Annotated in this window: 25 protein-coding genes; 2 read left to right on the top strand and 23 right to left on the bottom strand. The window is 37.1% G+C overall.

Going from position 1 to position 25,343, the window contains the following annotated elements; all coding sequences use genetic code 11:
• The 9 genes from FEDK69T_RS10395 to FEDK69T_RS10355 are packed head-to-tail and all read right to left on the bottom strand — an operon-like array spanning nt 1 to nt 7,820.
• The gene (locus tag FEDK69T_RS10395; protein WP_035629616.1) at nt 1-1,416 is read right to left on the bottom strand and encodes a hypothetical protein; all 1,416 of its coding nucleotides are present in this window, start codon (nt 1,414-1,416) and stop codon (nt 1-3) included.
• Nucleotides 1,416-1,910 (bottom strand): KdsC family phosphatase, encoded by a 495-nt coding sequence (locus FEDK69T_RS10390; protein ID WP_023574121.1) that lies wholly within the window; start codon nt 1,908-1,910, stop codon nt 1,416-1,418. The genes FEDK69T_RS10395 and FEDK69T_RS10390 overlap by 1 nt, the downstream gene beginning before the upstream one ends.
• Nucleotides 1,907-2,656, bottom strand: a complete 750-nt coding sequence (locus FEDK69T_RS10385; protein WP_035629613.1) for a crotonobetainyl-CoA--carnitine CoA-transferase — start codon at nt 2,654-2,656, stop codon at nt 1,907-1,909. The genes FEDK69T_RS10390 and FEDK69T_RS10385 overlap by 4 nt, the downstream gene beginning before the upstream one ends.
• Entirely contained in the window at nt 2,650-3,687 is a 1,038-nt protein-coding gene (locus tag FEDK69T_RS10380; protein ID WP_035629610.1) for an N-acetylneuraminate synthase family protein, read from the bottom strand. Before FEDK69T_RS10380 ends, FEDK69T_RS10385 begins: the two co-directional genes overlap by 7 nt.
• The gene (locus FEDK69T_RS10375; protein ID WP_051385122.1) at nt 3,684-4,448 is read right to left on the bottom strand and encodes a cytidylyltransferase domain-containing protein; all 765 of its coding nucleotides are present in this window, start codon (nt 4,446-4,448) and stop codon (nt 3,684-3,686) included. The genes FEDK69T_RS10380 and FEDK69T_RS10375 overlap by 4 nt, the downstream gene beginning before the upstream one ends.
• On the bottom strand, nt 4,439-5,074 hold the full coding sequence (locus FEDK69T_RS16170; RefSeq protein ID WP_035629608.1) for an acyltransferase: 636 nt from the start codon (nt 5,072-5,074) through the stop codon (nt 4,439-4,441). Before FEDK69T_RS16170 ends, FEDK69T_RS10375 begins: the two co-directional genes overlap by 10 nt.
• Complete coding sequence (locus FEDK69T_RS10365) at nt 5,055-5,618, bottom strand: acyltransferase (protein WP_023574117.1); 564 nt, start codon at nt 5,616-5,618, stop codon at nt 5,055-5,057. The genes FEDK69T_RS16170 and FEDK69T_RS10365 overlap by 20 nt, the downstream gene beginning before the upstream one ends.
• Before the next feature lies 1 nt (nt 5,619).
• Nucleotides 5,620-6,903 (bottom strand): ABC transporter ATP-binding protein, encoded by a 1,284-nt coding sequence (locus tag FEDK69T_RS10360; RefSeq protein WP_023574116.1) that lies wholly within the window; start codon nt 6,901-6,903, stop codon nt 5,620-5,622.
• A 44-nt stretch (nt 6,904-6,947) separates the two neighbouring features.
• Entirely contained in the window at nt 6,948-7,820 is an 873-nt protein-coding gene (locus FEDK69T_RS10355) for an ABC transporter permease (protein ID WP_023574115.1), read from the bottom strand.
• A 273-nt stretch (nt 7,821-8,093) separates the two neighbouring features.
• Between FEDK69T_RS10355 and FEDK69T_RS15850 the strand changes: the two genes are divergently transcribed.
• Both FEDK69T_RS15850 and FEDK69T_RS10345 read left to right on the top strand, forming a co-directional pair.
• Nucleotides 8,094-8,270 carry a hypothetical protein gene (locus FEDK69T_RS15850; RefSeq protein ID WP_155959279.1) on the top strand — a complete coding sequence of 59 codons (177 nt, stop codon included), beginning with the start codon at nt 8,094-8,096 and terminating at the stop codon, nt 8,268-8,270.
• 260 nt (nt 8,271-8,530) lie between these two features.
• Nucleotides 8,531-9,265 (top strand): tyrosine-protein phosphatase, encoded by a 735-nt coding sequence (locus FEDK69T_RS10345; protein WP_023574113.1) that lies wholly within the window; start codon nt 8,531-8,533, stop codon nt 9,263-9,265.
• 47 nt (nt 9,266-9,312) lie between these two features.
• Here the strand turns inward: FEDK69T_RS10345 and FEDK69T_RS10340 are convergent, their stop codons facing one another.
• The 14 genes from FEDK69T_RS10340 to FEDK69T_RS10275 form a co-directional block, all read right to left on the bottom strand.
• Nucleotides 9,313-11,706, bottom strand: coding sequence for a GumC family protein (locus tag FEDK69T_RS10340; RefSeq protein WP_023574112.1), 2,394 nt, complete (start codon nt 11,704-11,706; stop codon nt 9,313-9,315).
• A 4-nt stretch (nt 11,707-11,710) separates the two neighbouring features.
• Nucleotides 11,711-12,442: a polysaccharide biosynthesis/export family protein gene (locus FEDK69T_RS10335; protein ID WP_240473154.1), complete on the bottom strand. Its 732-nt coding sequence runs from the start codon at nt 12,440-12,442 to the stop codon at nt 11,711-11,713.
• Nucleotides 12,443-12,584: 142 nt separating this feature from the next.
• Nucleotides 12,585-14,339, bottom strand: a complete 1,755-nt coding sequence (locus tag FEDK69T_RS10330; protein WP_023574110.1) for a polysaccharide biosynthesis protein — start codon at nt 14,337-14,339, stop codon at nt 12,585-12,587.
• A gap of 224 nt (nt 14,340-14,563) precedes the next feature.
• Entirely contained in the window at nt 14,564-15,706 is a 1,143-nt protein-coding gene (locus FEDK69T_RS10325) for a DegT/DnrJ/EryC1/StrS family aminotransferase (RefSeq protein WP_035629603.1), read from the bottom strand.
• Between the two features lie 84 nt (nt 15,707-15,790).
• Nucleotides 15,791-16,354, bottom strand: a complete 564-nt coding sequence (locus tag FEDK69T_RS10320) for a sugar transferase (protein WP_023574108.1) — start codon at nt 16,352-16,354, stop codon at nt 15,791-15,793.
• 1 nt (nt 16,355) lies between these two features.
• On the bottom strand, nt 16,356-16,961 hold the full coding sequence (locus FEDK69T_RS10315) for an acetyltransferase (protein WP_023574107.1): 606 nt from the start codon (nt 16,959-16,961) through the stop codon (nt 16,356-16,358).
• A 1-nt stretch (nt 16,962) separates the two neighbouring features.
• Nucleotides 16,963-17,565: a sugar transferase gene (locus FEDK69T_RS10310; protein WP_035629601.1), complete on the bottom strand. Its 603-nt coding sequence runs from the start codon at nt 17,563-17,565 to the stop codon at nt 16,963-16,965.
• Nucleotides 17,555-18,706 carry a glycosyltransferase family 4 protein gene (locus tag FEDK69T_RS10305; RefSeq protein ID WP_023574105.1) on the bottom strand — a complete coding sequence of 384 codons (1,152 nt, stop codon included), beginning with the start codon at nt 18,704-18,706 and terminating at the stop codon, nt 17,555-17,557. Before FEDK69T_RS10305 ends, FEDK69T_RS10310 begins: the two co-directional genes overlap by 11 nt.
• Nucleotides 18,703-19,800: a hypothetical protein gene (locus FEDK69T_RS10300; protein ID WP_035629599.1), complete on the bottom strand. Its 1,098-nt coding sequence runs from the start codon at nt 19,798-19,800 to the stop codon at nt 18,703-18,705. The genes FEDK69T_RS10305 and FEDK69T_RS10300 overlap by 4 nt, the downstream gene beginning before the upstream one ends.
• On the bottom strand, nt 19,797-20,945 hold the full coding sequence (locus FEDK69T_RS10295) for a hypothetical protein (protein ID WP_131494723.1): 1,149 nt from the start codon (nt 20,943-20,945) through the stop codon (nt 19,797-19,799). The genes FEDK69T_RS10300 and FEDK69T_RS10295 overlap by 4 nt, the downstream gene beginning before the upstream one ends.
• A 65-nt stretch (nt 20,946-21,010) precedes the next feature.
• Nucleotides 21,011-22,060: a glycosyltransferase family 4 protein gene (locus FEDK69T_RS10290; protein WP_035629593.1), complete on the bottom strand. Its 1,050-nt coding sequence runs from the start codon at nt 22,058-22,060 to the stop codon at nt 21,011-21,013.
• Entirely contained in the window at nt 22,057-23,250 is a 1,194-nt protein-coding gene (locus tag FEDK69T_RS10285; protein ID WP_023574103.1) for a glycosyltransferase, read from the bottom strand. Before FEDK69T_RS10285 ends, FEDK69T_RS10290 begins: the two co-directional genes overlap by 4 nt.
• A 1-nt stretch (nt 23,251) precedes the next feature.
• Nucleotides 23,252-24,313 (bottom strand): glycosyltransferase, encoded by a 1,062-nt coding sequence (locus FEDK69T_RS10280; RefSeq protein WP_023574102.1) that lies wholly within the window; start codon nt 24,311-24,313, stop codon nt 23,252-23,254.
• A gap of 1 nt (nt 24,314) precedes the next feature.
• Nucleotides 24,315-25,343, bottom strand: a complete 1,029-nt coding sequence (locus FEDK69T_RS10275) for an ATP-grasp domain-containing protein (protein ID WP_035629590.1) — start codon at nt 25,341-25,343, stop codon at nt 24,315-24,317.

Here is a 25,343-nt window from a genome sequence, read left to right as displayed (position 1 = left end):
TCAAAGTTTGTTTAAAATATTTTCAAAAGAATCTGAAAATTGGTTGTCAATTGGCAAATATATCGCTTTTTGATTTTGTATGATTTCTTTAAAAGTATCTTCACCCAATTTATCCAAAATAATTGAGTATTTATTCATCATTGAAGCCTCTATGGCAGATCCCGAAAAATGTGTAAGGTGCACCAGACAGTTTTCCAGCAAAACAGGCAATGGGACAGTATAGGCTTCTTCAAGATTTACCATATCAAAAGCACCATGTAGTTTTAAATAGTCTGAAATTTCCTTTTTCTGATTCCACTGTCTTGGATGCAATCGGATGTACCACATCCATTTCCGCGTTCGAATCAAAGTCAACAATCCTTCCGGAAACAGAACTTCAAAAGCTAATGGCTGTAAGGTATACAAAACCATGTTTTGGGGCAAAGCAACAGACTGTTTGTTTTTTTTCAAATAATCCAACCAAGGATTCCCCCCAAGAAAAGCAGAATGTTTCTGAGTTTTATTGCACCAGGAATCCATATTATTTAAACTATCCTGATCCCAGCACCAAAATTCATCTGGTAAAAACACATAGCCTTCTTCAGGCACTTTATTCCAATGGGTATATGATAAATGGGTATTGGACATAGGCCCATGTTGAACTTCAATTACTTTTATACCTTTTCTTTTGGCAGACAACAGCAAAGAATGCATTATCGGGTTATAATAACAGATGATGTAAACCTGATTAGGTTTCGTTTTTCCTAGTATTTTATCAAAAAAATGCTCATTCTCAAATATGGCATTAAAATATTGCGTTAAAAATGACGTATTGTATTTATTGGCCAAATGAACCGTTTCTGGAAATTTTTGCAGGTAGATCAAAAAATCGTCATATCCGTTCAAGTCGAATGACAGTATTTTTTTTTTGCGTAATCCAAATTTCCTCAACAATTTGTTCCATCTTTTGTAGCCGGTGTTATAGGCCAAAAGAGAGTGAAAGACCTCCTGATTTTCAACTAACCATTCCGATTTGTTTTCCTGGTGATAATCAAAAACATAAGATGATTTTTCAAATCCCTTTAAACGAATCAGGCTATCAAAAAAACGGTTAAAGAATCTGTTATTATAATTTACCCGTATATGATTTGGCGAAAAAAATAATTGCTGTTTTTTTTGCAGGATAAAGGAAAACCAAATCCATTTTAAAACTTGTTTGAATCCATTAATCAAGTTAGTGGATTGAGTATTATCAGATGAAGTCTCCTCTTTCTTTTCAAACCTCAATCTGTCATTTTCTATGGTGTAAATCAATCCAAAAAACACGTGATAGCGCAGTATCGGCCAAATATGAACAGTATCAACTTTCCAACTGTTAACCGGAAAATCATTTTCAATTTCTAGAATAAAATTTTTAATATCTATACGGTCTTTCATTACAGACTTTTCAAAATATTATCAATATTTGCATCCCCTATTACAGTTTCCACAAACTCTCTAAAAGCCCCATCTCCTCCATTTTTTTTGGTGACAAAATCAACTTTACTCTTAATGTAATCCGGAGCATTATTGGGAGCCGAACTTAATCCGACTTGATTCAGCAGCGTCAAATCTCCAATATCATCGCCGATATAAGCGACATCCTCTAAAGAAATTTTTAACTCTTCACATATTTTTTTAGCTACTGTTAACTTATCGGAAACACCTTGATGCAAAAAATCAATTTTTAATTTATCCGCTCTACGCTTTACTATTTCTGTAGTTTCACCTGTAATAATCCCAACGGGGATATTTAACTTTTTACAAAACAAAACCCCGGCACTATCAGAGGTATTAAATTTTTTCCATTCGTTGCCTGTTTGGTCATAATACATACCTCCATCGGTCCAAACACCATCTATATCTGTTAAAACTAACTTTGGTATTTTCATAAGAACTCGAAATAAGATTGTATCCCACTATACTTACTTCTTTTTATAGCAACATTATTAAGCCCTAAACTTTCTTTAAGTGCGACTGTTTCTCCTGGAAATTGCGGATCATTTAATTCATCAAAACCAATAATTGAACCTTTTGTTAAATAAGGCTTAATTAATTCCAAACACTTCTTTGTAGGCTCATATACATCAAAATCAAAATAAGCAAATGCAATTATAGTTTCAGGATGTTCTTCTAAATATTTTTCCAACATCTCAACTGCATCTCCCTTAATTAGAATATTTTTCTTTATATGGGAAACAGGACATTCTTTTTCATGATAATCCAAAACTTCATCTAAATACTTTTCGTACTCATTAGTAACCGAAAAAGCTCCTTTTTTTATAATTTTATGATTACCATCTTTTTCACTAACATTTGCAAAACCAGTAAATGTATCAAATCCAATTATTTTTCTACTGTAATTAAATGGCTCATGAATCCCTCTCAAATTATTTAAAGTAACTAAATTTTGCCCCCATCTAACTCCAAATTCCATTATAACCCCATGAACACCGATGAATTTCGAATACAAATCATTAAAAAAAAGCTGCTTAGTTAAATCCTGTCTTTTAACGAACAAACCTGAATTTGCCAATCTTTCATCATCAGGTATTGGACAATTATTAAAAAGGTAATTTAATTTATTTCTATTCTCTAATTCCGTTAAAGAAGCTATACTCTTTATTTCTATTACCATATTAAATTTTTCTTATAAATTACTTCATTTGTATCGATATCCTCTTTCAAAACCTTCCCTATTACCTTTTCTTTATCAATCCATTTAAAACCATCTCCCGGTGAAAGCATATGAATATCATTCTCTGTAATTATTTCTCCTACTTTCATATCCCTATTAGTTGCAATAGAACGTTCCAACTTCACTTTGGCTGCTATGGTTTCTGGAACTACAAAAATATCTTCAACACCCATAGACATGTCCAAAATACGAATATCTCTCACCATTCGATGAACTCCGTCCGGCCCTAACGATCCAGCCTGATCGGTACCTTTCATTCTTCGGTCTAACGTTATATGTTTCTCGATGATTTTAGCTCCCATAGCAACGGCAGCAACGGGAGTTGCGATGCCTATGGTGTGATCAGAATACCCTATCTCATAATCAGCATAGTATTTCTGAAGGTAGTTAATCGTATTTAAATTTACGTTCATAGGTTCCGTAGGATATTGGGAAACACAGTGCAAAATTGACAAATCATCATGATATTTAGTAATAACATCAATAGCATTATCCAACTCCTTTTTCCCGGCCATTCCGGTTGAAATAATAATTGGAATTTTAGTCTCTGCCAGAGCTACCAATAATGGCAAATTGGTTAAATCCCTACTGGCAACTTTCAACTTATCAGGGTTAAAATATTTTAACATCGATAAACACCCCACTGCACAGAGGGTTTCCACAAAGTCTAATCCTTTTTCTTTAGCATGCTTGTACACCTCAAAATGTTCTTCATCTGACAATTCAAGCTTCTCACGATGCTCACCATAGGTTCTTCCAAAAGAATGAGGGGAATCATAAACCCTATCCATTTGCGACTTAGACAGCTCTTGTTTTAAATCTCGCTTTGTTAATTTTACGGCATCCATCCCCTTTAAAACATTACCAAAAACCTCATCTCTAATCTCTCTTGAAGCCAAATCTATAATTACTTTTGCTAATTCAACAGAACCATTATGGTTTTGACCTATTTCCCCTATTATATATGTCATTTAGAATATTTTTTTATGTTGGCAATCATTTTGTTTTTTATTCTACTATTCCCATCTACAAATAATATGGTTTTTTGAATATCTTGATTGTTGTTTTTATAATATTGATAAACTGGTTTCAAATTTTCAAAATCATCTATATCATCTATAGTAAATCGCAAATCAGTCCTATTCTTTAAATAATGAGGTAACGATTTAAGTTTTACTTCAAAACCTGATTGTGAATAAATAAAATTGGTAACATGTTCTAAATACAAATTGTCATCCGTTTCCTCTAATACGGCTTGCAAAGCCTTTTTTGATACTATTTCGGCAAAAAAACCATAATGAGTTTTTATAACCGGAATACCTTCATCGTTCTTAAAACTCCAATAATCCGCATTTGGATTATCAAAATAAAAATCTAACAACTCTTTCAAAAACAAAATATCCAAAAAAGGGTTGTCTGCACATACCCTAACAATAGTAGATACATTATAAAAATCAGAAGCCTCCAAAAATCTGCCTAAAACATTATTTTCACTTCCTCTAAAACAGTCAATCCCTTTTTTTTTACAAAAACCAGCAATTAAATCGTCTGAGTTATTTATTGAAGTACACAATACTAGAGAAATATTAGAAAAATTACTCTTAATATTCTGAACAAGTAAATCCAGAATCGAATTGTTTTCATAAAAAGGCAATAACACTTTACCTGGTAACCTCGTAGATCCGAGCCTGGCTTGTATAAAAAATGCTATTTTATTTTTTTCTATTCCCAACTACAATTTTCTTTAATTACTCTGGCTGGCACTCCTGCTACCACAGTATTTGCGGGTACATCTTTTATAACTACTGCCCCCGCCGCTATCACCGCTCCGTCACCAATAGTGACTCCTTTTAAAATAATGGCTCTGAGCCCTATCCAAACGTGGTTGCCAATAACAATGGGAGCGCTCATTTTATTAGCATCGCCATTCAGAACATGATTATCGGAATCCCTAATAATGACCCCTTTAGAAATAGCAACCTGATGGCCAATCTTAATGGATTTGAAACAATTTACCTCTACATCATTATTAGTATAACCACTACCTAAAACAAGTTCTGCATTCTTGTTCACAACAATAAAAGCTCCGGTATGTATATCGAATTTCCCTTCAACTTTTAAAACCGAATTTTCTTCCATTTTGAAAGTGGTATTTTGAAATGCTGTATTTTTCCATGCTGAACCGACTTGCAGAAAAGCACCTTGCTCAAACAGCAGCTTTGCCTTTTTACTTATAAAAAAAGAAACATTCTTATAAACATAAATCCGGACTTTATCATAGGCTAAATTCACCAAAAATGTCCTGAACCTGTTTACTCCGCCACCCTTCAAAAACATTTTAATCAAGGATTTCAGCATAGTCGCAGTTTTTTTTCCTTATCAGTTTAGCAGGAATTCCTCCGTAAACTCCATCTGTTTCCAAATCTTTTGTCACCACCGAATTCGCTCCGATTATCGCATTACTCCCTATTGTAATTCCTTCTTTTATAAAAACATTAGCTCCAATCCAAACCCCGTCTCCTATTATTACATCGCCAAAAACTTTTTGTTTGGAAGCTATTGTATTCATGTCCTGATCCGTTTTATTTGAACAAGTATAAATTCTTACATTATGAGATATTGAGCAGTTATTACCTATGACAACTTTTTGATTAGGCGAAACCTGAACCGTGGAATAGTTTCCTATGTAAGAGTTCTCTCCGCAAACAATCTGCCCCTTCCCATAGAATACTATATTCAATCCGTTAAACCTGAAAGTATCTGCAATTGCATATTTTCTTCTATATGAAAGATACTTAGCATCAGAATGGCTGTTCTTTAAAGAATCATATAATCTCCTTTTTAAATCAGCATCTGCTTTAAGAAGCAACCGAAGCAAAATATTGCCCAAAAATTTTTTCATCTTATTCGATTTTCATCATTTCCCATTTCGTCGGCAAAAAAAGGCTTCCTTGTCTTGAGTTTCTGATGGAACTTAAATCTTCAATTTTATATTTCAAAATATCAAACTGGTGGTCATTTGCGCTGGAATATTGATTGGCCAACCCTAAAGTAACATAGTATACATCCGGTTTTAGAAGCGGGTTTTGTATTTGAACCAATGCTTTATACCTGCCAGTTTGGGCAACAAAGAATTCCTGATAAAAATCACTTCTATCAATAAACAGTACCACTTCGCCAGCGGAATTTTTAATTATTAACGTTAAATGACATTTAGGAACGTCTTCTTTAAACTTATAATCAATCTCAAAAAAATACGATTGATTCGTAGGAACTACACATTCCGGAAAAAGAACCCCATTTTCATCTACCAGCTTTGCTTCCAAGAACTGAAAACGTTTTTTTTCATTATCTTCAAACATAATCTTTGGCACCATCGCTTCATCACTTGAAGAAGACAAATAATAGGGTACTATTTCTGCAGTCGGGCCAGACTTAAAAATCCTTCCTTTGTCCAATAGGATGGAATTTTCACACAGATTATTAATCGTTGTCATGTTATGACTTACGAAAAGTACTGTCCTTCCTTCCCCTTTCGCAATATCCTGCATTTTTCCGACAGCCTTCTTCTGAAACTCAGCATCTCCAACGGCCAAGACCTCATCCACCACTAAAATTTCTGGCTCTAAAAAAGCAGCTACCGCAAAGGCTAGACGCACCGTCATCCCACTGCTGTAGCGTTTAGTTGGGGTATCGATATAACGTTCACAACCACTAAAAGCAATAATCTCATCAAGTTTTGAGGTAATTTCAGCCTTTGTCATCCCTAAAATAGCGCCGTTCAGGTAGATATTTTCTCTACCCGTCAGTTCAGGATTAAAACCTGTACCTACTTCCAGCAGTGAAGCAATCCGCCCTCTGGATTTAATGGTTCCTGTGGTGGGGGCAGTTACCTTAGACAAAATTTTAAGTAATGTAGATTTTCCTGCACCGTTTTTACCGATGATCCCCAACACTTCACCTCGTTTTACTTCAAAATCAATATCTTTCAAAGCCCAAACATACTTGCTATTCCCTTTGGAAGCCCTGTCATTGGTTTCCCCAACTTTTAAATAAGGATCTTCCTTTCCCCGAACCGCATGCCACCATCGGTTTAAATCATGGCTCAGCGTACCTGTTCCAATTGTACCCAAGCGATACTGTTTCGATATATTTTCTACTTTTAATATGATATCTTCGTCTTTCATCTTTACCGTCTTTAAAAAACCTGGTTTTTCTTTTTCATTACTCATTACACCGTGTCAATAAAACTTTTTTCTGTTTTATTAAAAACAACCAAGCCTAAAAAAAACACAACGACTGAAACTAAGATAGTATAAACAAATCCGCCCAAAGATAAAGAGCCTTCTCCTAAAAGTAGATATCTTGAGGATTCCACTACATAGGCCAAAGGATTATACTCAATCAACCAACCGAATTGCGGTAATTTCTCTTTTATCAATCCCATAGGGTACATCACAGCAGACACATACATAAGCAATTGTACTCCAAAGGAAACCAAAAAAGTAAGATCGCGGTATTTAGTGACCATAGAAGAAATAATCATCCCCAAGCCTAACCCTAAAAGCCCCATTACAACAACCAAAAACGGATATAGCAAAAGAAGTGTCCAACTGAGATTAGCTTCCATTCCTTTTAGCAGATAAAAGACATAAAAGAATATAAAAATCAAAAGCTGAATTCCTAACTTGACCAGATTGGTAATTACTATAGACATTGGCGTGATTATCCTTGGAAAATAAACCTTCCCAAAAATGTTGGCATTTTTTTTAAAAGTATCCGAAGTTTCATTTAAACAGGAGGTAAAATAATTCCACACTACTATTCCCGCCAGGTTGAAGAGAAAAGAAGGCACTTTCCCGGTTTGAATTCCCGCTACATTGTTAAAAATAATGGTAAATGTAATAGCCGTAAACAAAGGCTGAATGAAGTACCATAAAGGTCCTAATATGGTCTGCTTGTACACCGTAACAATATCTCTTTTTACGAAAAGCAGCAACAAATCGCGATAACGCCAAACTTCCTTCAGATTTAACGAAAAAACGTTGTTTTTTGGGCCAATTTCATAAAGCCATTCCCCTTCGGCAAAACTCCTCTTTTCCATTTATATTGAACCGTTTTTTTTATGAGCTTCCAAAATTAAACTATTTTAACCATTGTCCAAATCTATGGCGTTAAATTAAACAGCATGTTTTTCACAATTACACCACATTCTGTTTTATTTTTATTGTTACTTTTATTACAAAATATATTTTATAGATACTGTAAACCCAAAAGGATAACAAAAACTGAAAGAAGAGAGGAATTCAGATTACGTCCCAAAATCCTGATTGGCTTTGAAGGCAACAGAAACCGTCCTTTACACAAAACATTGAAGATGGCTTTCAGATATTACCCCGAAAAGAATACAATTTTGCTTCCGGATTTCAGTCCTCAAAACCACCTGGACTGGCATCAGAAGAAGCTTCGCACGTCCATTTACAGATGGCCGCTTCCGACTGGGACCCCATCAATGAAACATTCAACACCTGTTACAGTGAAGAAATTAAACTGAAAAAGAACCAAATCGAAACAATAACCCTATCCACAGAAATACCCGAAGGCAGCGGCTGGAAAATCATATTTTTCTATATTGGCTTTACGCAGGAACTGCGCAAAAAACACAAACATCTTAACAGAAAACACAACACAGTCACTATAATTGCATGCCACAAACACAACCCAAAATGTTCATCATGAGTAAATTGTATTGCCATCCCTTGACTGTCATCCCGTGCAAGGAAGGATCTCCCAAAAAATCCATACCTTTGCGCCATGTTATCATTGTTAAAGTCAAAGCCTGTTTTAAAAGACCTGATCCCCAACGGTTATGTGGATATTCATTCACACATCTTATTCGGAATAGATGATGGTGCCAAAACCATAAAAGACTCTAATTTCTTAATGCAGTCTCTTTTGGATTTAGGATTCGAAAAGTGTATTACCACACCACACACGAATGAGCACATTTGGGACAATACCCGGGAAAGCATCCTGAAAAAACATCAGGAAGTCAAATCCCTTTCTCCGGAACTATCAGGAAAACTTTCATTGGAAGTAGCTTCAGAATACATGATAAATGAGAATTTCACGCAATTGTTTGAAACCAAACAATTATTGACACTCAAAGATAATTATGCATTGGTAGAACTGTCTTACATGACCCCTCCGATTCAACTGTACAACACTCTGTTCCAGTTACAGCTGAACGGATACACACCCATTTTAGCACATCCGGAACGATACAGCTACTACCACTCCAACTTCTCAGAATACGAAAAATTAAAAAAAGCAGGTTGTTATTTTCAGTTAAACCTATTGTCGACTGTTGGGTATTACGGCCCTGAAGTAGCGGAGACAGCGAAAAAACTGCTAAAAAAAGGCTTGATTGACTTCACTGGTTCAGACGTCCATCACAAAAATCACATTGAAGCTTTTTCCAAAAAAGTAAAATTAAAAGATACGGCTCCATTGATTGAAGCCATGAAAAACAATAGCATTTTTAAATAAGGGTTGCAGCCTGGAAAGTTAAAACAACTAAAGCGGTAAACTATTTTTCAGACCGTAGCTTTTATTTTGTTCAGCAACTGTCTGTACAACGGCATTTTCTCCTCTTCCCGTTCATAACCATAACCGTAACCATAGGCTCCATAACCATACCCGTATCCCTTTTTCACCTCGGTATCATTAAGAACGATTCCGATATTAGGCATTTTCTTTTCGGTATGTAATTGATGCGGAACCCTTAAAAGATCTTTATCCATATAATTGGCCCGGACAACATAAACAACCGAATCGGCATGATGTGCCATAAGCAAAGTATCGGTAACCAAATGCACCGGCGAAGTATCCACAACGATATAATCAAATTCCTGCTTCAATTTAGTAAACATTTCATTCACTTTTTGGCTCATTAAAAGCTCTGCCGGATTGGGAGGAATCACCCCGGATGGCAACACATACAACTCGCTGAAATTTGGAATTTTATGAATAAACGAAAATAAATCAGCATCTTTGGTTGACAGATAATTGGTCACCCCTTCTTTTGGCAAATCCAGGTAACCGTCAATCTTAGGGTTCCTGATATCCATTCCGATAAGCAATACTTTTTTACCCGAAAGCGCAATGGTACTGGCAAGATTTACGGATAAGAACGTTTTCCCTTCTTTAGGGATGGTAGAAGTCACAAATACCGTTTTTGCCATTTCATCAGGCACCTGATTAAGCATAAACTCAAGATTGGTATTCACAATACGGATAGCTTCAGCTGTACTGGAACGGTTACTGGCATTGATAATAGCCTCACTTGCGTTCGATGTCGGAATATCCCCCAGGAAAGGTATAGACAATTTACTTTCAACATCCTGTCTTGCTTTAACTTTATTATCCAACATATTGAGTAGATACAAAATCCCGAAAGGCAGAAGCAAAGCAATACCAAAAGCCGACAAATAGATTGTGCCCTTTACCGGAGAAATAGGCGCTCTTGATGACAAAGCAGGATCTATAACTTTGGCATTAGGCGCTGTAACAGCAAGCGAAATTGCCGTTTCTTCCCTTTTTTGCAATAAATAAAGATACAACGACTCCTTTATTTGCTGCTGACGTCCTAATATTTTAGCTTCCCTTTCCAAAGTCGGAATTCTCGATATTTTTCCGTTGAACAGGGCGTTCTGATAAGCCAGATCCTTCTTCTTGATTTCCAATGATGTATTCAAACGGGAAAGACTGGACTCAATATTCTGTTTTAGCGACTCGATTTTCCCATCAAGCGTTTTCACGACTGCATTTTTCGGACCTGCACTTTTAAGCAATCGGTTACGCTCCAGGACCATTTGATTATACTGATCGATTAATCCGGAAGCATTAGCGTCTGAGGTTAAAATATTGGCAGGAATCAATTCGTTATTTCGGCTGCTGTTCACATAATCAGCCATGGTAGCCACAATCTTAAGCTGCGTATCCGTTTCAATTTCTTTGCGTTCGAATTCGCTGGCGTTAGCCAAAAACAAATTGGCCTCCGAAGTAATATCGGTTACGTGATTAGTCCGTTTGAAGGTTTCAGCATCGCGTTCCACATCGCCCAGATCACCTTCAATTAGCTTAAGTCTTTCGCTGATAAATTTAGACGTATTTTCAAAAACCCTATTTTTGTCGGCCACCACATCTTCATTATATACTCTGATCAGTGCATTTAAAAAGTCCTCTGCTCTTTGCGGTATAGGATCCACTATAGACAGTTCCACAATACTTGTCCGATCCCCCACTTTTTTTATATTCAGCCTTCCTTTATAGCTTCCGGCAACATCGGCAACAGTTCTTACTATTACCGATATTTTATAGGGACGCTTCACAAAATTCTTTTTATCGTTTCGGGCCAAAACCACAGCTTCCCCCTCAGGTAATCGGATAGTTTCACCATAATAAAAAACGCCTAGTTTTCCACCGACACTGTCAAACAGTGTAAATTGGTTATCAGAAGCACTGCTCAGACGATAATTTATCGTTCTGTTTTCAGAGCCCGGCTGTTGTGTCACAAACATGAAATTTATGGGCGCTTTATTGTACATCTCCTCCGATTTCACCCTCCCCTCATTTACATAGGTAACGTTAAGCCCCAAATCTTTAACCGCAGCTTTAACGATGGTCAGTGATTTAATCACTTCAATCTCATTATCCAAATTACTCTTTACACTTGATAAAACGGCAAGATCGGAAAAAGCAGTTTGCTCAGAATCAACACCACCTTTCTTATCGTCCTTAATCATCAATATTGATGTTGCACTGTACTGGGGAACAGAATACCGCACGTAAAGATAAGCTGCCAAAACCACAGCTAAAATACTAACCACAAACCATTTCCAGTTTCGGATATAATAAACCACCTGGTCCTTTATATCAAAACTATTGTCAAACGGATTATTTTGCTGTGTTAAAGGATCGTTCTGCATAGTTTTAATTTACAGCTATTAAAATAATTCCGAGAGCTATCGATAATACAGAAAGCCCCACGGTAACACTTGGGCCAACAAGTGACGATCCCATTTTTACCCTGTTGGCTTCCACATAGATGACATCGTTTTGGGAAAGATAGTAATAAGGTGAATGTATAAAATCAGCTTTGGTAATATCTACGGTAGCAATCGTCTTTTCTCCGCTTTTTTCTCTGATAACCATAATATTTTCCCTTTTGCCATACACCGTTAAATCTCCTGAAAGACTTAAGGCTTCCAAAAGAGTAATACGTTCTGAGGAAATGGTGTGGGAACCCGGTCTGGTAACTTCTCCCAGAACCGAAACTTTAAAATTCACAATACTGATATATACCGTCGGATTCTGAATATAATCCGTCAGCTGTTTTTTTATTTTCTCAACCGCTTCCAATCGGGTTAATCCAGCCAACTTCATTTTACCCAGCTGCGGAAATTCGATTTCGCCATTTTTGTCTACCAGATACGCCTCTAATTGATTCTGGTTGATATTAGTGTTTCCCGTAACATTATTTACTGAGACCGACTTTAGATTATAAGGAGCAGCCACTTCCGGATTTTCGGCAGACACGATGATATGAAGCAAATCATCATTTTGAATTATTGGTTCATACAGCGATTTTTCCTTTTTTTCATTTATATCTTCGTTCTTCAGATTTTTTTCACTCTTAACTTCCGAAGGTTGTAAATAAGCCATTTTTTTTCGGCTGGCACAGGAACACATAACAGTCAACACCGTAAATGCCAAAAAAAATCTTATTTTATTTTCCATTCTATTATTGGGATATTTTCTGCAAATATAATTTTTTCACTTAGTAACCTTTAAAAACAGACAGTGTTTAATTGTCAAGTTTTTCATAAGATGAATTCATACTTAAGAATTCAGGAACAATTTCTTTCATTTTCATCACAATGTCGTGGGACACAAAATCAGAAGTAATCGATAGAAGTGCTTTTATCTCACGGTTCAGAGTTTCGAATTCATCGGTAACCTCTTTTACGATCATTATCTTTTCGTGGTGTGTTGGCAATGTTTTGCTCGAATCATTTAACAGTTCCTCATACAACTTCTCACCCGGGCGCAGCCCAATGATCTGGATTTTAATATCTTTTTCGGGGCGAAGTCCGGCCAGTCGAATCATTTTGGTAGCTAAATCAATTATTTTAACCGGTTTGCCCATATCAAAAATAAAGATCTCTCCTCCATTACCCATGGCGCCAGCTTCCAAGACCAGCTGACAGGCTTCCGGAATAGTCATGAAATACCTAATGATTTCAGGATGGGTTATGGTTATTGGACCGCCATTCGCAATTTGCTGTGAAAACAGAGGCACAACCGAACCATTGGAACCCAATACATTTCCGAAGCGGGTTGTGATGAATTTTGTTGTGTGTCTGCCTGAACGGTTCAAAGATAAAAACAATGATTGAACATATTTTTCGGCAATGCGCTTGCTCGCCCCCATAACATTGCTTGGGTTTACAGCTTTATCAGTGGAAACCATAACAAAACGGTCAACACCGTATTTTACAGAAAGATCTGCAAGGTTTTTTGTCCCCTGAACGTTCGTATATATAGCCTGAGACGGGTTTTCCTCCATTAAAGGAACATGCTTGTAAGCCGCAGAATGGTACACAAAATCCGGTTGGTGAGATTTAAAAACAGATTCAATGACACTGTAATCCCTGATATCGGCAATTATGGAACGAACCAAAACATCGGATTTCAGTTTATCAATCTCGATGCTTAAATGATGAAGAGGTGTTTCGGCCTGATCAACCAAAATAATTTTCTCGGGTTGAAAAGCATGGATCTGCCACACAATTTCGCTTCCTATAGAACCCGCTGCACCGGTAATCAAAACAGTTTTCCCTTTAATCTGATTGGAAATAGTATCATTATCGAGTTGAATAGGCTGGCGTTCCAATAAATCGGATATCTGTACGTTTTTAATCTTGCTTAAGATGCTCTCCTTATCCTCGAAATCAGTAATTTTCGGAATAGAAAATACTTTCTGATTGTATTCAAGGCAACTGTCGATGATTTCAAACTTTTCTTCATTTGACAGTTCTTCATCAGCAATAATAAGCCCCTCTGCCCCATTGTAGCGCAATAATACCGGAATCGGTTTATTCAACTCAATAATCGACAAATCTAAAATTCTTTTAGAGGTATTCTTATTAGCTTTGTCTATGAATCCTACAACTTTAAATCGGGCAGGACTTTCCATTTGCAGTGCATTGGCAACGGCTATCGCGTTTGCTTCCGTACCGAAAATAAGCACTTTGGAAACTTTATTGTTCTTGACTTCCCGGATATAATTTTCAAATGCAATTTTTGCTATCATCCGATACAACAGTAAAAATGAAAATGACAGCAAAACAGATATAAAAAGATGGGTATTCAAAAATAATTTACCTCCCTTAAAAATATCCCAGGAAGTATTAAGCAACAGTAAAAACAAAAAAGTCGAGGACTGTGCCATAAACAATTTTACAGCATCGATAAAAGACGAATGACGAATAATCCCTGAATAAGTCCTGAATACCCAAAAGAAAAAAACGGTGATGCTTAAATATAAAAATAAGATCATCCACACATTTTTATTTACTAGAAAATCAAAGCCGATTCCCTTAAGCAGTAAATGACCCAAAAAACCGGACAACAGTACCATTAAAACATCAATGGAAAGTACAATCCATCGGGGTAAATAGCTTAAGTTTTTAACATTAAAGCTAAAACTGGCCTTTTTCAAAACCTGCCAAAAACCACTTTTTATTTTAACTATACTACTCGTTCTCAAATCCTGTTCATTTTTTAGAAAAAGAAACCATTCAAAACATCTTCCAGTCTTGCATAGTCATTATCGGTTAAGTTAGAACTGGAAGGAAGACATAACCCGTTTTTAAATAGGTTCGCAGAAATATCTGTTCCGTAATAAGGATATTTTTCAAAAATTGGCTGCAGGTGCATTGGTTTCCATAACGGACGGCTTTCTATGTTTTCTTTTTCAAAAGCAAGACGAAGGTCTTCCGAAGTTTTACCGGTCTTTTCCTGATCAATCACAATACCGGTCAGCCAATGATTCGAAAACCAATCGGAATTAGGTTCTTCCAGAACTTTCACTCCGTCAATGGCCGAAAAATAATCCGAATAAAAGGCATTGGCTTTTCTTCTCAGAGAAACATGTTCATCCAAAACTTCCATCTGCCCTCTTCCAATACCGGCACAGATATTACTCATTCTGTAATTGTAACCTATTTCACTGTGTTGATAGTGTGGTGCATTATCACGTGATTGCGTTGCAAAAAAAACGGCGCGGTCCTTAAGTTCTTTTGACCTAACCACAATAGCACCTCCTCCTGAAGTGGTAATGATTTTATTTCCGTTAAACGATAAAACGCCAATATCACCAAAAGTTCCGCATTTTTCCCCTTTATAAGAACTTCCAAGCGCCTCGGCACTGTCTTCAATAAGCGGAATTTGGTATTTTTTAGCAATAGCTGTAATTTCATCGGCTTTAAATGGCATTCCGTATAAATGCACTGCAATGATTGCTTTAGGCTTATTGCCTTTTGCTATCCTGTCTTTAATGGCTTCTTCCAACGATTCAGGACACATATTCCACGTATCCGGCTCGCTGTCAACAAAAACAGGCAAAGCGCCCTGATATAATATGGGATTGGCAGATGCTGAAAAAGTCATACTCTGGCAAATAACTTCATCACCAGAGGAAACACCTAAAAGAATTAGTGCTAAATGAATGGCAGCTGTACCTGAGCTTAAAGCCCCAACAAAAACAGAAGTCCCATTTTGTAAATAATCTTCAAGATCCGATTCAAAACCTAAAACATTAGGCCCTAACGGAGCTATCCAATTGGTATCAAAAGCCTGTTGTATATAGGATTGCTCACGACCTCCCATGTGAGGTGACGAGAGCCATATTTTCTCTTTACTCATTATCTAAGGGCTAAGCTAAGTTTGGGGAAAACCTTGAAACAAATGTAATGAAACTTTCAAAAAAACCGCATTATAAATGTTAAATTAACCTAATTTATAAAACAATGTTTTAAAAATAATTTTTAAGTCTCCCAGAAAGGAACGTTCATAATAATACTGCAGATTTAAGCTTACTTTATCCGGGAAAATCACTTCATCGTTATATTCCAAGGGATTATCCAGTACTGCCAAAAGCTGTTCTTCGTTATAGTACTTTAAAGAGGCCTCACTTGTCAGTCCCGGACGCAATTCGAGTACTTTTCTGTTTTCACCTTCAAGACAGTCATAATACCCCTGTAAATCAGGACGTGGCCCCACGATACTCATATCGCCAACTAAAACATTTATAAATTGAGGTAATTCATCAATTTTTGAATTTCTCAAAAAAGCGCCAATTTTAGAAATCGAAGCAATTCCCTCTTTATTTCTTCGGATGGTTCGAAGTTTTATAATAGTAAACGACTTTCCGAACTGTCCTACTCTTTTCTGAAGAAAAAAGCCATTGGTTTTTGTATCCAAAGTTGCTACAAGCCAACTCAGAACAATAATCCATCCCATTAAAACAAGGGCTGCAATTGAGAAAACAATATCGAAAAAGCGTTTTACCATATCAAAATGCGGTATTGTATTTCTTTACTTTACCCGGATTCCCCACGACCACAGCATGATCTGGTACGTCATTAATAATAACGGCGCCTGCTCCGATGATGGCCCATTTCCCGATTCTCACCCCTTGAACAACTGAAGCACCAATCCCCACATGACATCCCTCTTCCAAAATAACACCTCCTGCCAGAGCGGCATTAGGAGAAACGTGAACAAAATTTCCCAAAACACAGTCGTGTTCGATAACCGCACCTGAATTAATGATGCAATGGTTTCCTATGCTGGCAAACGCATTCACAACTGCATTAGGCATTATCACGGTTCCGGGACCTATTTCTGTTTTTTCGGAAACAAAGGCCGTAGGATGAATAGCGTTCGGAAACTTCATATCCAAACGCGCTGCAATTTTTTTACGGACAGCATTGTCTCCGATGGATATGATTACGGAATCTTGAGTTTTAAAATCTTCGTTTGAAGGAATTAAAACAGGAATATCATAAATTGAAGTAACCGAAGGCGCATCATCAAAGACTGCCTTGACTTCTATAGCATGCGCCTTGAGTATATCAATAACAACTTTGCTGTGTCCGCTTGCACCGTATAAATACATCTTAATTTCCTTTAAACTTTTCCATTGTGACCACTTCATCCGCATTAATCCCTTCAGGGACAAATACTTTTTTAATAGTCATAAAAATAATTTTGAGATCCAATATTAAACTTAAATGCCTTACATACCAAACATCGTATTCAAATTTTTGATTCCAATCGATGGCATTCCTACCATTTACTTGTGCCCAACCTGTAATTCCAGGACGAACAGCATGCCTTTGCTTTTGGAATTCATTATACAAAGGAAGATATTCCGGCAGCAACGGGCGCGGGCCGATCAGACTCATATCACCAAGCAGTACATTAATCAACTGAGGGACCTCATCAACGGATGTTTTACGGACCAAACGACCTATAGCGGTAAGACGCTGTGCATCAGAAAGAAGATTTCCTTCTAAGTCTTTCTTATCGTTCATCGTTTTAAACTTGATAATTTTGAAGAGTACTTCATTTTTACCTGGGCGGTTCTGAATAAAAAACGGTTTTCTGTTATTGACAAAAAACAGTCCGATTGTGACCACAACAAAGACTGGACTTAACAAAATCAAGCCCGTCAAAGAAAGTAACACATCCAAAAACCGTTTTAAAAAACTACAATACATTATTTTCCAGACTTTGATATTCATTTAAAATAGCCTCCCAGACCAAAGCCTGCTGAAAGCGGTTAACAATCATTTCGCGTGCGTTTTGCTTCAAACAAGTATACAAATGCACATCGTCCAATAATCGCAACATCGCTTCATAAATTGCGTTGGTTGATTTTGGACTGATAATGATTCCGTTTACACCTTCGGAAATAATTTCATTGCAGCCGTTTATATCACTCACAATAGAAGGAAGCCCCATCGCGCCGGCCTGCATCACTACATTGGGAAAACCTTCACGGTAACTTGGAAAAACCAGACAATTGCTAATGGCAAAATAAGGCCGTACATCTTTCTGATAGCCAACCGAAATAATATTTTCGTTACTTTCAACCGCTTTTTCTGTTTCAGGAAGCAAAGGATCAAGTTCATTTTCAAAAGGCCCCACTAGTAGTAATTTGTAGTTTTTGTGCTGCAATTTTGAAAAAGCTGCCACTAACTCATTGATGCCTTTGTCGGCAACAATTCTTCCTACGAAAACAAATACGAAATCATCATTCTTGATCCCCAGTTCAGCTGTCAGCTTTGCTTTTTGTCCTTCCGAAACAGCCTGTGCCGCAAAATATTCTGTATCTATCCCATTGGAACTCCCCTTACCTATTACCTTTAATTTGCCCGGTCTACAGAATTTCTCCTCGAGTATGATTTCTTTTAATCCGTTAGAATTAGGATACACTTTAGTTGCCGAAGCATACGTGATTTTTTCAACAAAGTTTAGCAATCTCCTTTTGTTGCCGCTGGCCTCTAAAAGTGGCAAACCGGCAACCGTGTGCAAACGATTTGGAACTCGGGCTAATTTCGCCGCCAGCATACCTACAGTTCCTGCCTTTGGAGTGTGCGAATGAACAATATAAGGCTGTTCCCTTCTAAAAAACCAATACAACTGCCACAACGCCTTTAAATCCTGAAGCGGAGTTATTTGTCGGGTCAGACCCGCTTCAAACGTTTTAACCCCCTGATCTTTACCAAAATTACTCAAACGTTCCTTCTCTGAAGAAACAGCAGTCACTTCATAATGATCCTTCATGTACCCTAACTGGTTCTCCAGCAATTTTTCAAGGGAAATTGGAACGGTAGTAATACGGACTAGTTTTTTCATTTGACTCTATCAATCGTTAAACTTCTTACTTCGGCGATTATCCAAAGCGACACTAATAAAACAAAGGGCTGCATCATGATTTTTGTCCTCGCAAAAATACCCAACCCAGAATAACGTTGTACTATGAGAAGTCCCGAAAGTAATGCAAAACACAAGATTATTTTAAAAACCAATGGGAAATCTATTTTTTTATAATTCAGAAAAAACAAAAGCAAAGCACCGATGTGCAACAACAATACGACTACATTTTCCAGTCCCAACGCCAATCCGTACACAGTGGGAATTTCATTGATGAACGGCCGGAAATAAAATGTGAAAATTTTATAGGGATAGGAATATTCTATGATCGGGACGTAGCTTCCCGAATTTTTAAACGACAACAATGAAAATTCGTTAAAATACTTGATTCTATCAAAATCAAATCGCTTTATTTTCGAAAGTTGTAAAAACATATAAAACAATCCAGAAAACAAAACCAAAGATCCACAAGCAATGAGTATTCGTTGTTTCAAATTTATTTTATTACTGAAAAAATAAACGACAGCAACAGAAAACAATAATAAAAGGGCAATATGCGGTCGGATAAGGATTAACAAAAAAGCCGATAAAAGCATCGCTGGGGATTTAAAATTGTCCTTTGCTAATTCCAATAAAATTGTTGCTATGAATAAAAAACACAACGATTCTTTTCCTAAACCAGCGGTCCAAAAATGAAGATTGGGCAACAACAGCAGTAAATAATAGCTTTCAAAGCCTTTAAATAGGTATTTCTTGTTTAAAAAAAGTTGACATAATCGGTAAAATTGAAGGATTCCGAGGTAACCAATGAGGCTGTAAATAAAAAATCCCCAACCAATATTCAATCCCAATAGTTTTGCGAAAGGGTAATTCAACAGCAATACAAAATCGGAGCCATAATGGAATAAATCAGAGAATGACTTGGAAACCGATGATTGTATTTCAAACCAATAAAAGGCAGCATCACCACTTTTTCCAGAAAAGTAATCCCAGGTTAAAAAGGTAAACAAAAGATGGTAACCTGATAAAAAAACCAGGAAAACTTTCTCGCTATGACGTTTCCATCCCGCTATCATTTTTTCTTCATTTCGAGTTCTTTCCGATAAGAGAAAGACCAAAGGATAAACAACAATAAGCCAGGCAGGAACATGTTTCGCATACGGATCATAATCCCTAAATTCCCCAATGACTGAGAGAAAGCAATCGTTCCGATAATCAGGAACAATATAAGGCCCTTGATGATAAACGGAGCAGCTTTAACAGTTTGCAAAGGTTTATTTCGAAAGACATTTACAGTAATAATCAAAAGCAGCAGATTTTCTATCGAAGCAATTGCTGCCGGAATTCCATTGATATCAAAAAACAACGGGCGGAATAAAAATGTAAATACTTTCAAAGGAAAGGGATATGAGGAAATATCAATTCGGGAACCTGAGTTAGCACGACTTAGCAAGTCTGCTTTTTTTTCTGAAAACTGCTCGAAACTATCGATGGTGGTTTCCTCAATTTTGGCAAATTCCATTACAGAAGGCAAAATAGCAATCCCGATTCCGATTAAAATAATTGAAAGAAAAAACCTTTTCGTACGTGAAACCTTTGAACTTACTATGTAAGACATTCCAAAAGCCACCAATAAGAACAACGTAATGTGCGGTCTGATAATATAAGACAACAACAACGCAATAATAAGAAGCAATAAACGCCTTGATACAGCTAGCATACCATAGGAGAACATCCCGATGCACAAAAACAATAAGGTATCCTTCCCTACCGCCGAACTCCAAAAGTGCAGATTAGGCATGAAAAAAACCATTGGAAAAAGTGTATAATTGCGGAATTTAGAATTGTATGGTATTGTTTTAACGGCAATTACATAAAAAAACATCATCCCGATAAACCCCAACAAAGAATATAGCATCGTACCCGAAAAATAGGAAAGCCCGAGTATTTTGGCCGGGAAATAATTCAGCGCAAATAAAATATATGTTCCTTTTTCCCCAACAATAAACGTATCAAAATCTTCTGGAGTCATACTTTGGGCTACTCTCCAATAACCGGCCGCATCGCCCGTAACAAAAAAGCAGTAGTACATTCCGAAGATCAAATGAAAAAAGAACAATTTCCTAAGATGCTGCAAATCGATCGGGTCCAGCTGATTTTTAAATGAAGCTATGAACCCGAGGCCTAAAATTATGACTGCTATCAGGAAAATTATGTCCAAATTCGTTAGGATATTTATTATTTGAGGGCTGGCGGTAGATTGTAAAATCTATATAAAGCATTTCATCATTTCTTCAGAATCGCAGCTACTTTTGAAAAGTTACCCTGCACAGTGTACTCTCTTTCGACAAGCTGTCTTCCGGCAAGTCCAAATGTAAAACATTTTCTTTTATCCGATAATATTTCTTCTATGCATTTAAACCATTGCTTCTGGTTTTCCGCTAAAAATCCGTTTTTACCCGGTTGTACCACCACAGTATTCATGCTCACCGGGGAAGCCACAACAGGAATCCCACAAGCCATGTACTGAATCAGCTTATACGCACATTTCCCTTTTTCCCATGATGAATTTTCCAAAGGCATGATTCCGATATCAAAACCAGCTATGGAAGCTGCTTCGGTATCTTCTGACCATTTGATAAATTGCAACGGAAAAGAAACGGACACATTTTCCATGGCTCCAACAATATGTACTTCTATCGGATACAACCTTGACAGTTCTTCAAAAACAGGAAAAATGTTTTTTACGTATTTAAAGGTCGAAGGAGAACCAATCCAACCTATTACAATTTTATCCCGGTCTCTTTTTTCAACAACGTTATATCGAAAAATATCGATAACCGTAGGCAGAATCACTACTTTCTTAGCGCCGGAAATTCTTGCTTTTTCCGCCAAATAATCATTTCCGGCAACAACGGCTTCAGCCTTATTCATGACAATACCGATTTTATTGCTTAGAAAATAACGGATCAACTTACTGGAACTCAAATCATAGTTATGAAAAATAGCATCATCATAATCCACAATATAGGCAACATTTAGGGCCGTTAAAATTCTCTCAAAAAGAGCCGGAAAATAGGGAAACAACTCTTTTTCTATAACTATTTTATCGTATTTAAAAACACTGAACAGTATTACAAATCTTTTCAGGTAGGCCCAAAAAACTGCCAACACAGATTTTTTACCGCTGTACAACGCTTCAAGATAAGCGTCATTAAACAGCGGGCTTACAGCCACTTCCACACCTTCCTCCTCTAAAAAAGGAAAATACTGAAAACTCCTCAAACGGCTGCTGGCACCTAACCGGCTGTATTTGGTAAGATAGAGTACTTTCATATTTTCTGTAATGCGGTTTGGTAACTTTCGGCACTTTTCTCCAATGAAAAATAATGCAAAGCGGCATTTCTAATTTCTTCTTTGGACGAATAATTCTTTATTTCAGATGAGAAGCTAACAGCTAAATCTATTGTACTGGCATCACAATGATCAAAAAGAAAACAATGCGGCACCTTTTCCAAAATAAGATCGGTATCACCAATTCCTTTTGAAGCAATCGTAGGCAATCCCATCAGGAGGTATTCACCCAGTTTAATCGGAGCCACGCCCTGCATGCTGAAAGTAGGTTTTCGAATAGCAAAAGCACAATCGGCAACATTCAGATACTTCGGAACCTCATCAAACGGAATACTTTTTACGATTACCGCCTCTTTGAGTTTTGCCGGAATACGCTGCAACGCATATTCGGGATTTCCAGATAAAATCAGAAACTTTGTCTTTGGGTCGTTCAAATAACGCTTTTCAAAAACAGTAATCATTTCCTCCCAACCGTATTGGGGTCCGAGTGAACCACAATAAACAAAAACAAAGTCAGATGGATCGAGTCCCAGTCCCTGTCGAACTGATAGCCTCAAACTTTCATTAGGTTCAAAAAATGACGTGTCTCTACCATTAAAAACCACCGAAAATTTATCATTATACTTTTCATCAATGGTTTTCCGGTGTATTTCAATCGCTTTTTGGGAACGGGTAATTACAGCATCAGCCTTGAAAAGCAATTTTGTTTCCTCCCTCTTCAGCCAAAGATACTGTTTGCTTTTGGGAGATAAACCGGCAAAGTCAATGCGTTCTTCCAGAGACAACCCATCTGCATCAAACAAAATTTTTACATTTTTATACCTTAATCGATTAACCATCACAGCAGGCATGGTACTTCGAGGCATTACAATCGAAATCCCATTCTTTTTTATATAATCATCCAGAAATTTTATCCCTTTAAACAAAGTGCAAATACTTCCTAAGGCACTGGAAGGTTTTCGGTGAACTTTAATACTTGTATATTTTATATTGAATGCTTTGGCTAGTTGAGACACTTTTTCATTCTTAGCCGCATCTGCCCAAGTAAATTGTATCACATGAAAATCAACCGCCTGCTTCTTTCCTATCTCATTAAAAATGGGCAAAAACAAGCCTTCCATATAGTTGGTTTGAGGCCCATCCCAAGTAATGAAAAGTACTTTTTGCTGCATTTTAATTTTTATAAATATTCATTAAGGACGTAAGGTGGTTCTCCAGGGAATAATTTTCCAAAATAGTTTTTTTCCCTTTATGCCCAACGGTATTTCGTTGAATTTCGACAAAGCTAATAACTTCTTTCAGTTTTAAAAATAAGTCGGTATCATTATTGGGTTCTACAAGCCAGCCATTATGTCCGTCCATAATTATATCTCCTGCTGCTCCCACTTTGGTGGAAAGAGACGGGGTGCCACTGTACATCGCTTCTGCCAATGAATTGGAAAAACCCTCCGTATAGGAACTCAGCACATACAAATCCGATTGCTGCAGGAAAGGATACGGATTATTTTGAAACCCAGCAAAAGTGACATTGTCTTTGATTCCTAGTTGAGCAACCAGGTTTTCAAGAGAAGAACGCTGAGCTCCTTCCCCTACAATCACATATTCGACATTTATATTCTCGGAAACCAGTCGGGACACGGATTTCAAAATGCTTTCAATATTTTTCACTGCTTCCAGGCGGGAGACAGAAACTATTCTAAAAACATCGCTTCTTGTTTTTTCTGTCTGTGGGAGTTCAGGAAACAGCATCGGGTTCGGAATTAATTTCAGTTTTCGTTTAGAAACTTTATTTTCGGTCTTTAAATAATCTATAACCGGTTGCGAATTACCCACTACAAAATCAGACAGCCGGTAAATCAACCCAAAAATGGATTTGGCTGTTCGGCTTTGCGACGGTATTCCGATTTCTTCTGAAACTACCACTGGAACCCGAGCCAATTTGGCGGCAAGCACTCCATGAAAATTAGCTTCTGCTCCTGATGTATGCACCACATCAGGACTTTCTTTTTTAAAGTATGTATATAATTTATAAACAGTTTGCAGATTCGGAATCTTGTAAGCCCAGTTAAAAGAAATCACCTTTTTGCCCTGCTCTCTGATTTTAGTTTCAGCTTCGCCTCCTTTATTGATGGCACAAAACACCCAATCGTTCCCATCATTTGCATGGGAAATATTGACGAGTCGTTTTTCAACCCCGCCAAAATCAAGGAATGTGGTCAATCGGATAATCTTCATTTTAGAACTTATTTAAACCACAATGAATCGCATTGGCATATTCGGTTTCCAAATTGGACTTTGCCATTATTTTTTGCCAGTTTCCATTAAACTTCTGATAATAAAATGAGGAACCAATTAAGGTCAGCGGACCAAATCCAATTCCCTGAAATTCAACCAGCGCACAATAATCGGCGGTTTCAACAATATCCAGAGAATTGAACGGGACATTCATTTTTACAATCACGCTTTCCGCATAATCCAATACTTTCTCTGATGGTTCAACCCATTCGAATTTTCCGCTGCCGCTGGCTTTAAAATCGTTATCGCGAACACTTCTTTTTAGAACAAAATACTTCTCTCCGAATTGAAGTACTTTGTAATCGCATTCCAATCCGGGAACAAATTGCTGAACTACAAAAGGATTCCGTTTCGTAAAGAATTTTGAAAAATTAACGTCACTGTATTTTTCTACTGGCTGCAGAGACTGGTCTTTGTGTTTCTTTCGCTCCTTTTTAAGCAGGCGAAGCCTTTCTACCAATCCAATCTTTTTGCCTTTTCGAACAATCCGATGGAATTCCTCTCCAGTATTAATCAGCTGAACGCCACTGGACATGGCACCTCTCAGGCTTTTATACACAAAAGGGTAACTAACATCGGTTGCTAAAAAATCATCAGTATCGCCAAAATAGGATCCAGGAACATTTTTTATCCCGATTCGCTTTTTATACAATTCCTGATAGCCTTTATTTTCGAAGGAATACAACTGATCGATATTGGGCAGCAACAAAACATCAGGACGGCTTTGACTGATATCGAAAACCACATCTTTAATGAACTGATTGTAGTTTTCATTATAACTGGCCGTATAAAACAAAACCGCATTATATGGCAGTACCGAATAATCACCCGCAATTTTTGCAAAATCAACAATTTCGACGGTATGACCGAAGCCCGATTCGAGTGTTGTCTTAATTGTTTCAATATCCAGCCCCATCCAGATGCGGCCGGAAAAAAAAGTATCATGTATAGGGGCTATGATTATGTGCAT

The sequence above is a fragment of the Flavobacterium enshiense DK69 genome, from assembly GCF_000498495.1.
Classification (GTDB): domain Bacteria; phylum Bacteroidota; class Bacteroidia; order Flavobacteriales; family Flavobacteriaceae; genus Flavobacterium; species Flavobacterium enshiense.
This window is presented reverse-complemented; position numbering and strand designations above follow the sequence as displayed.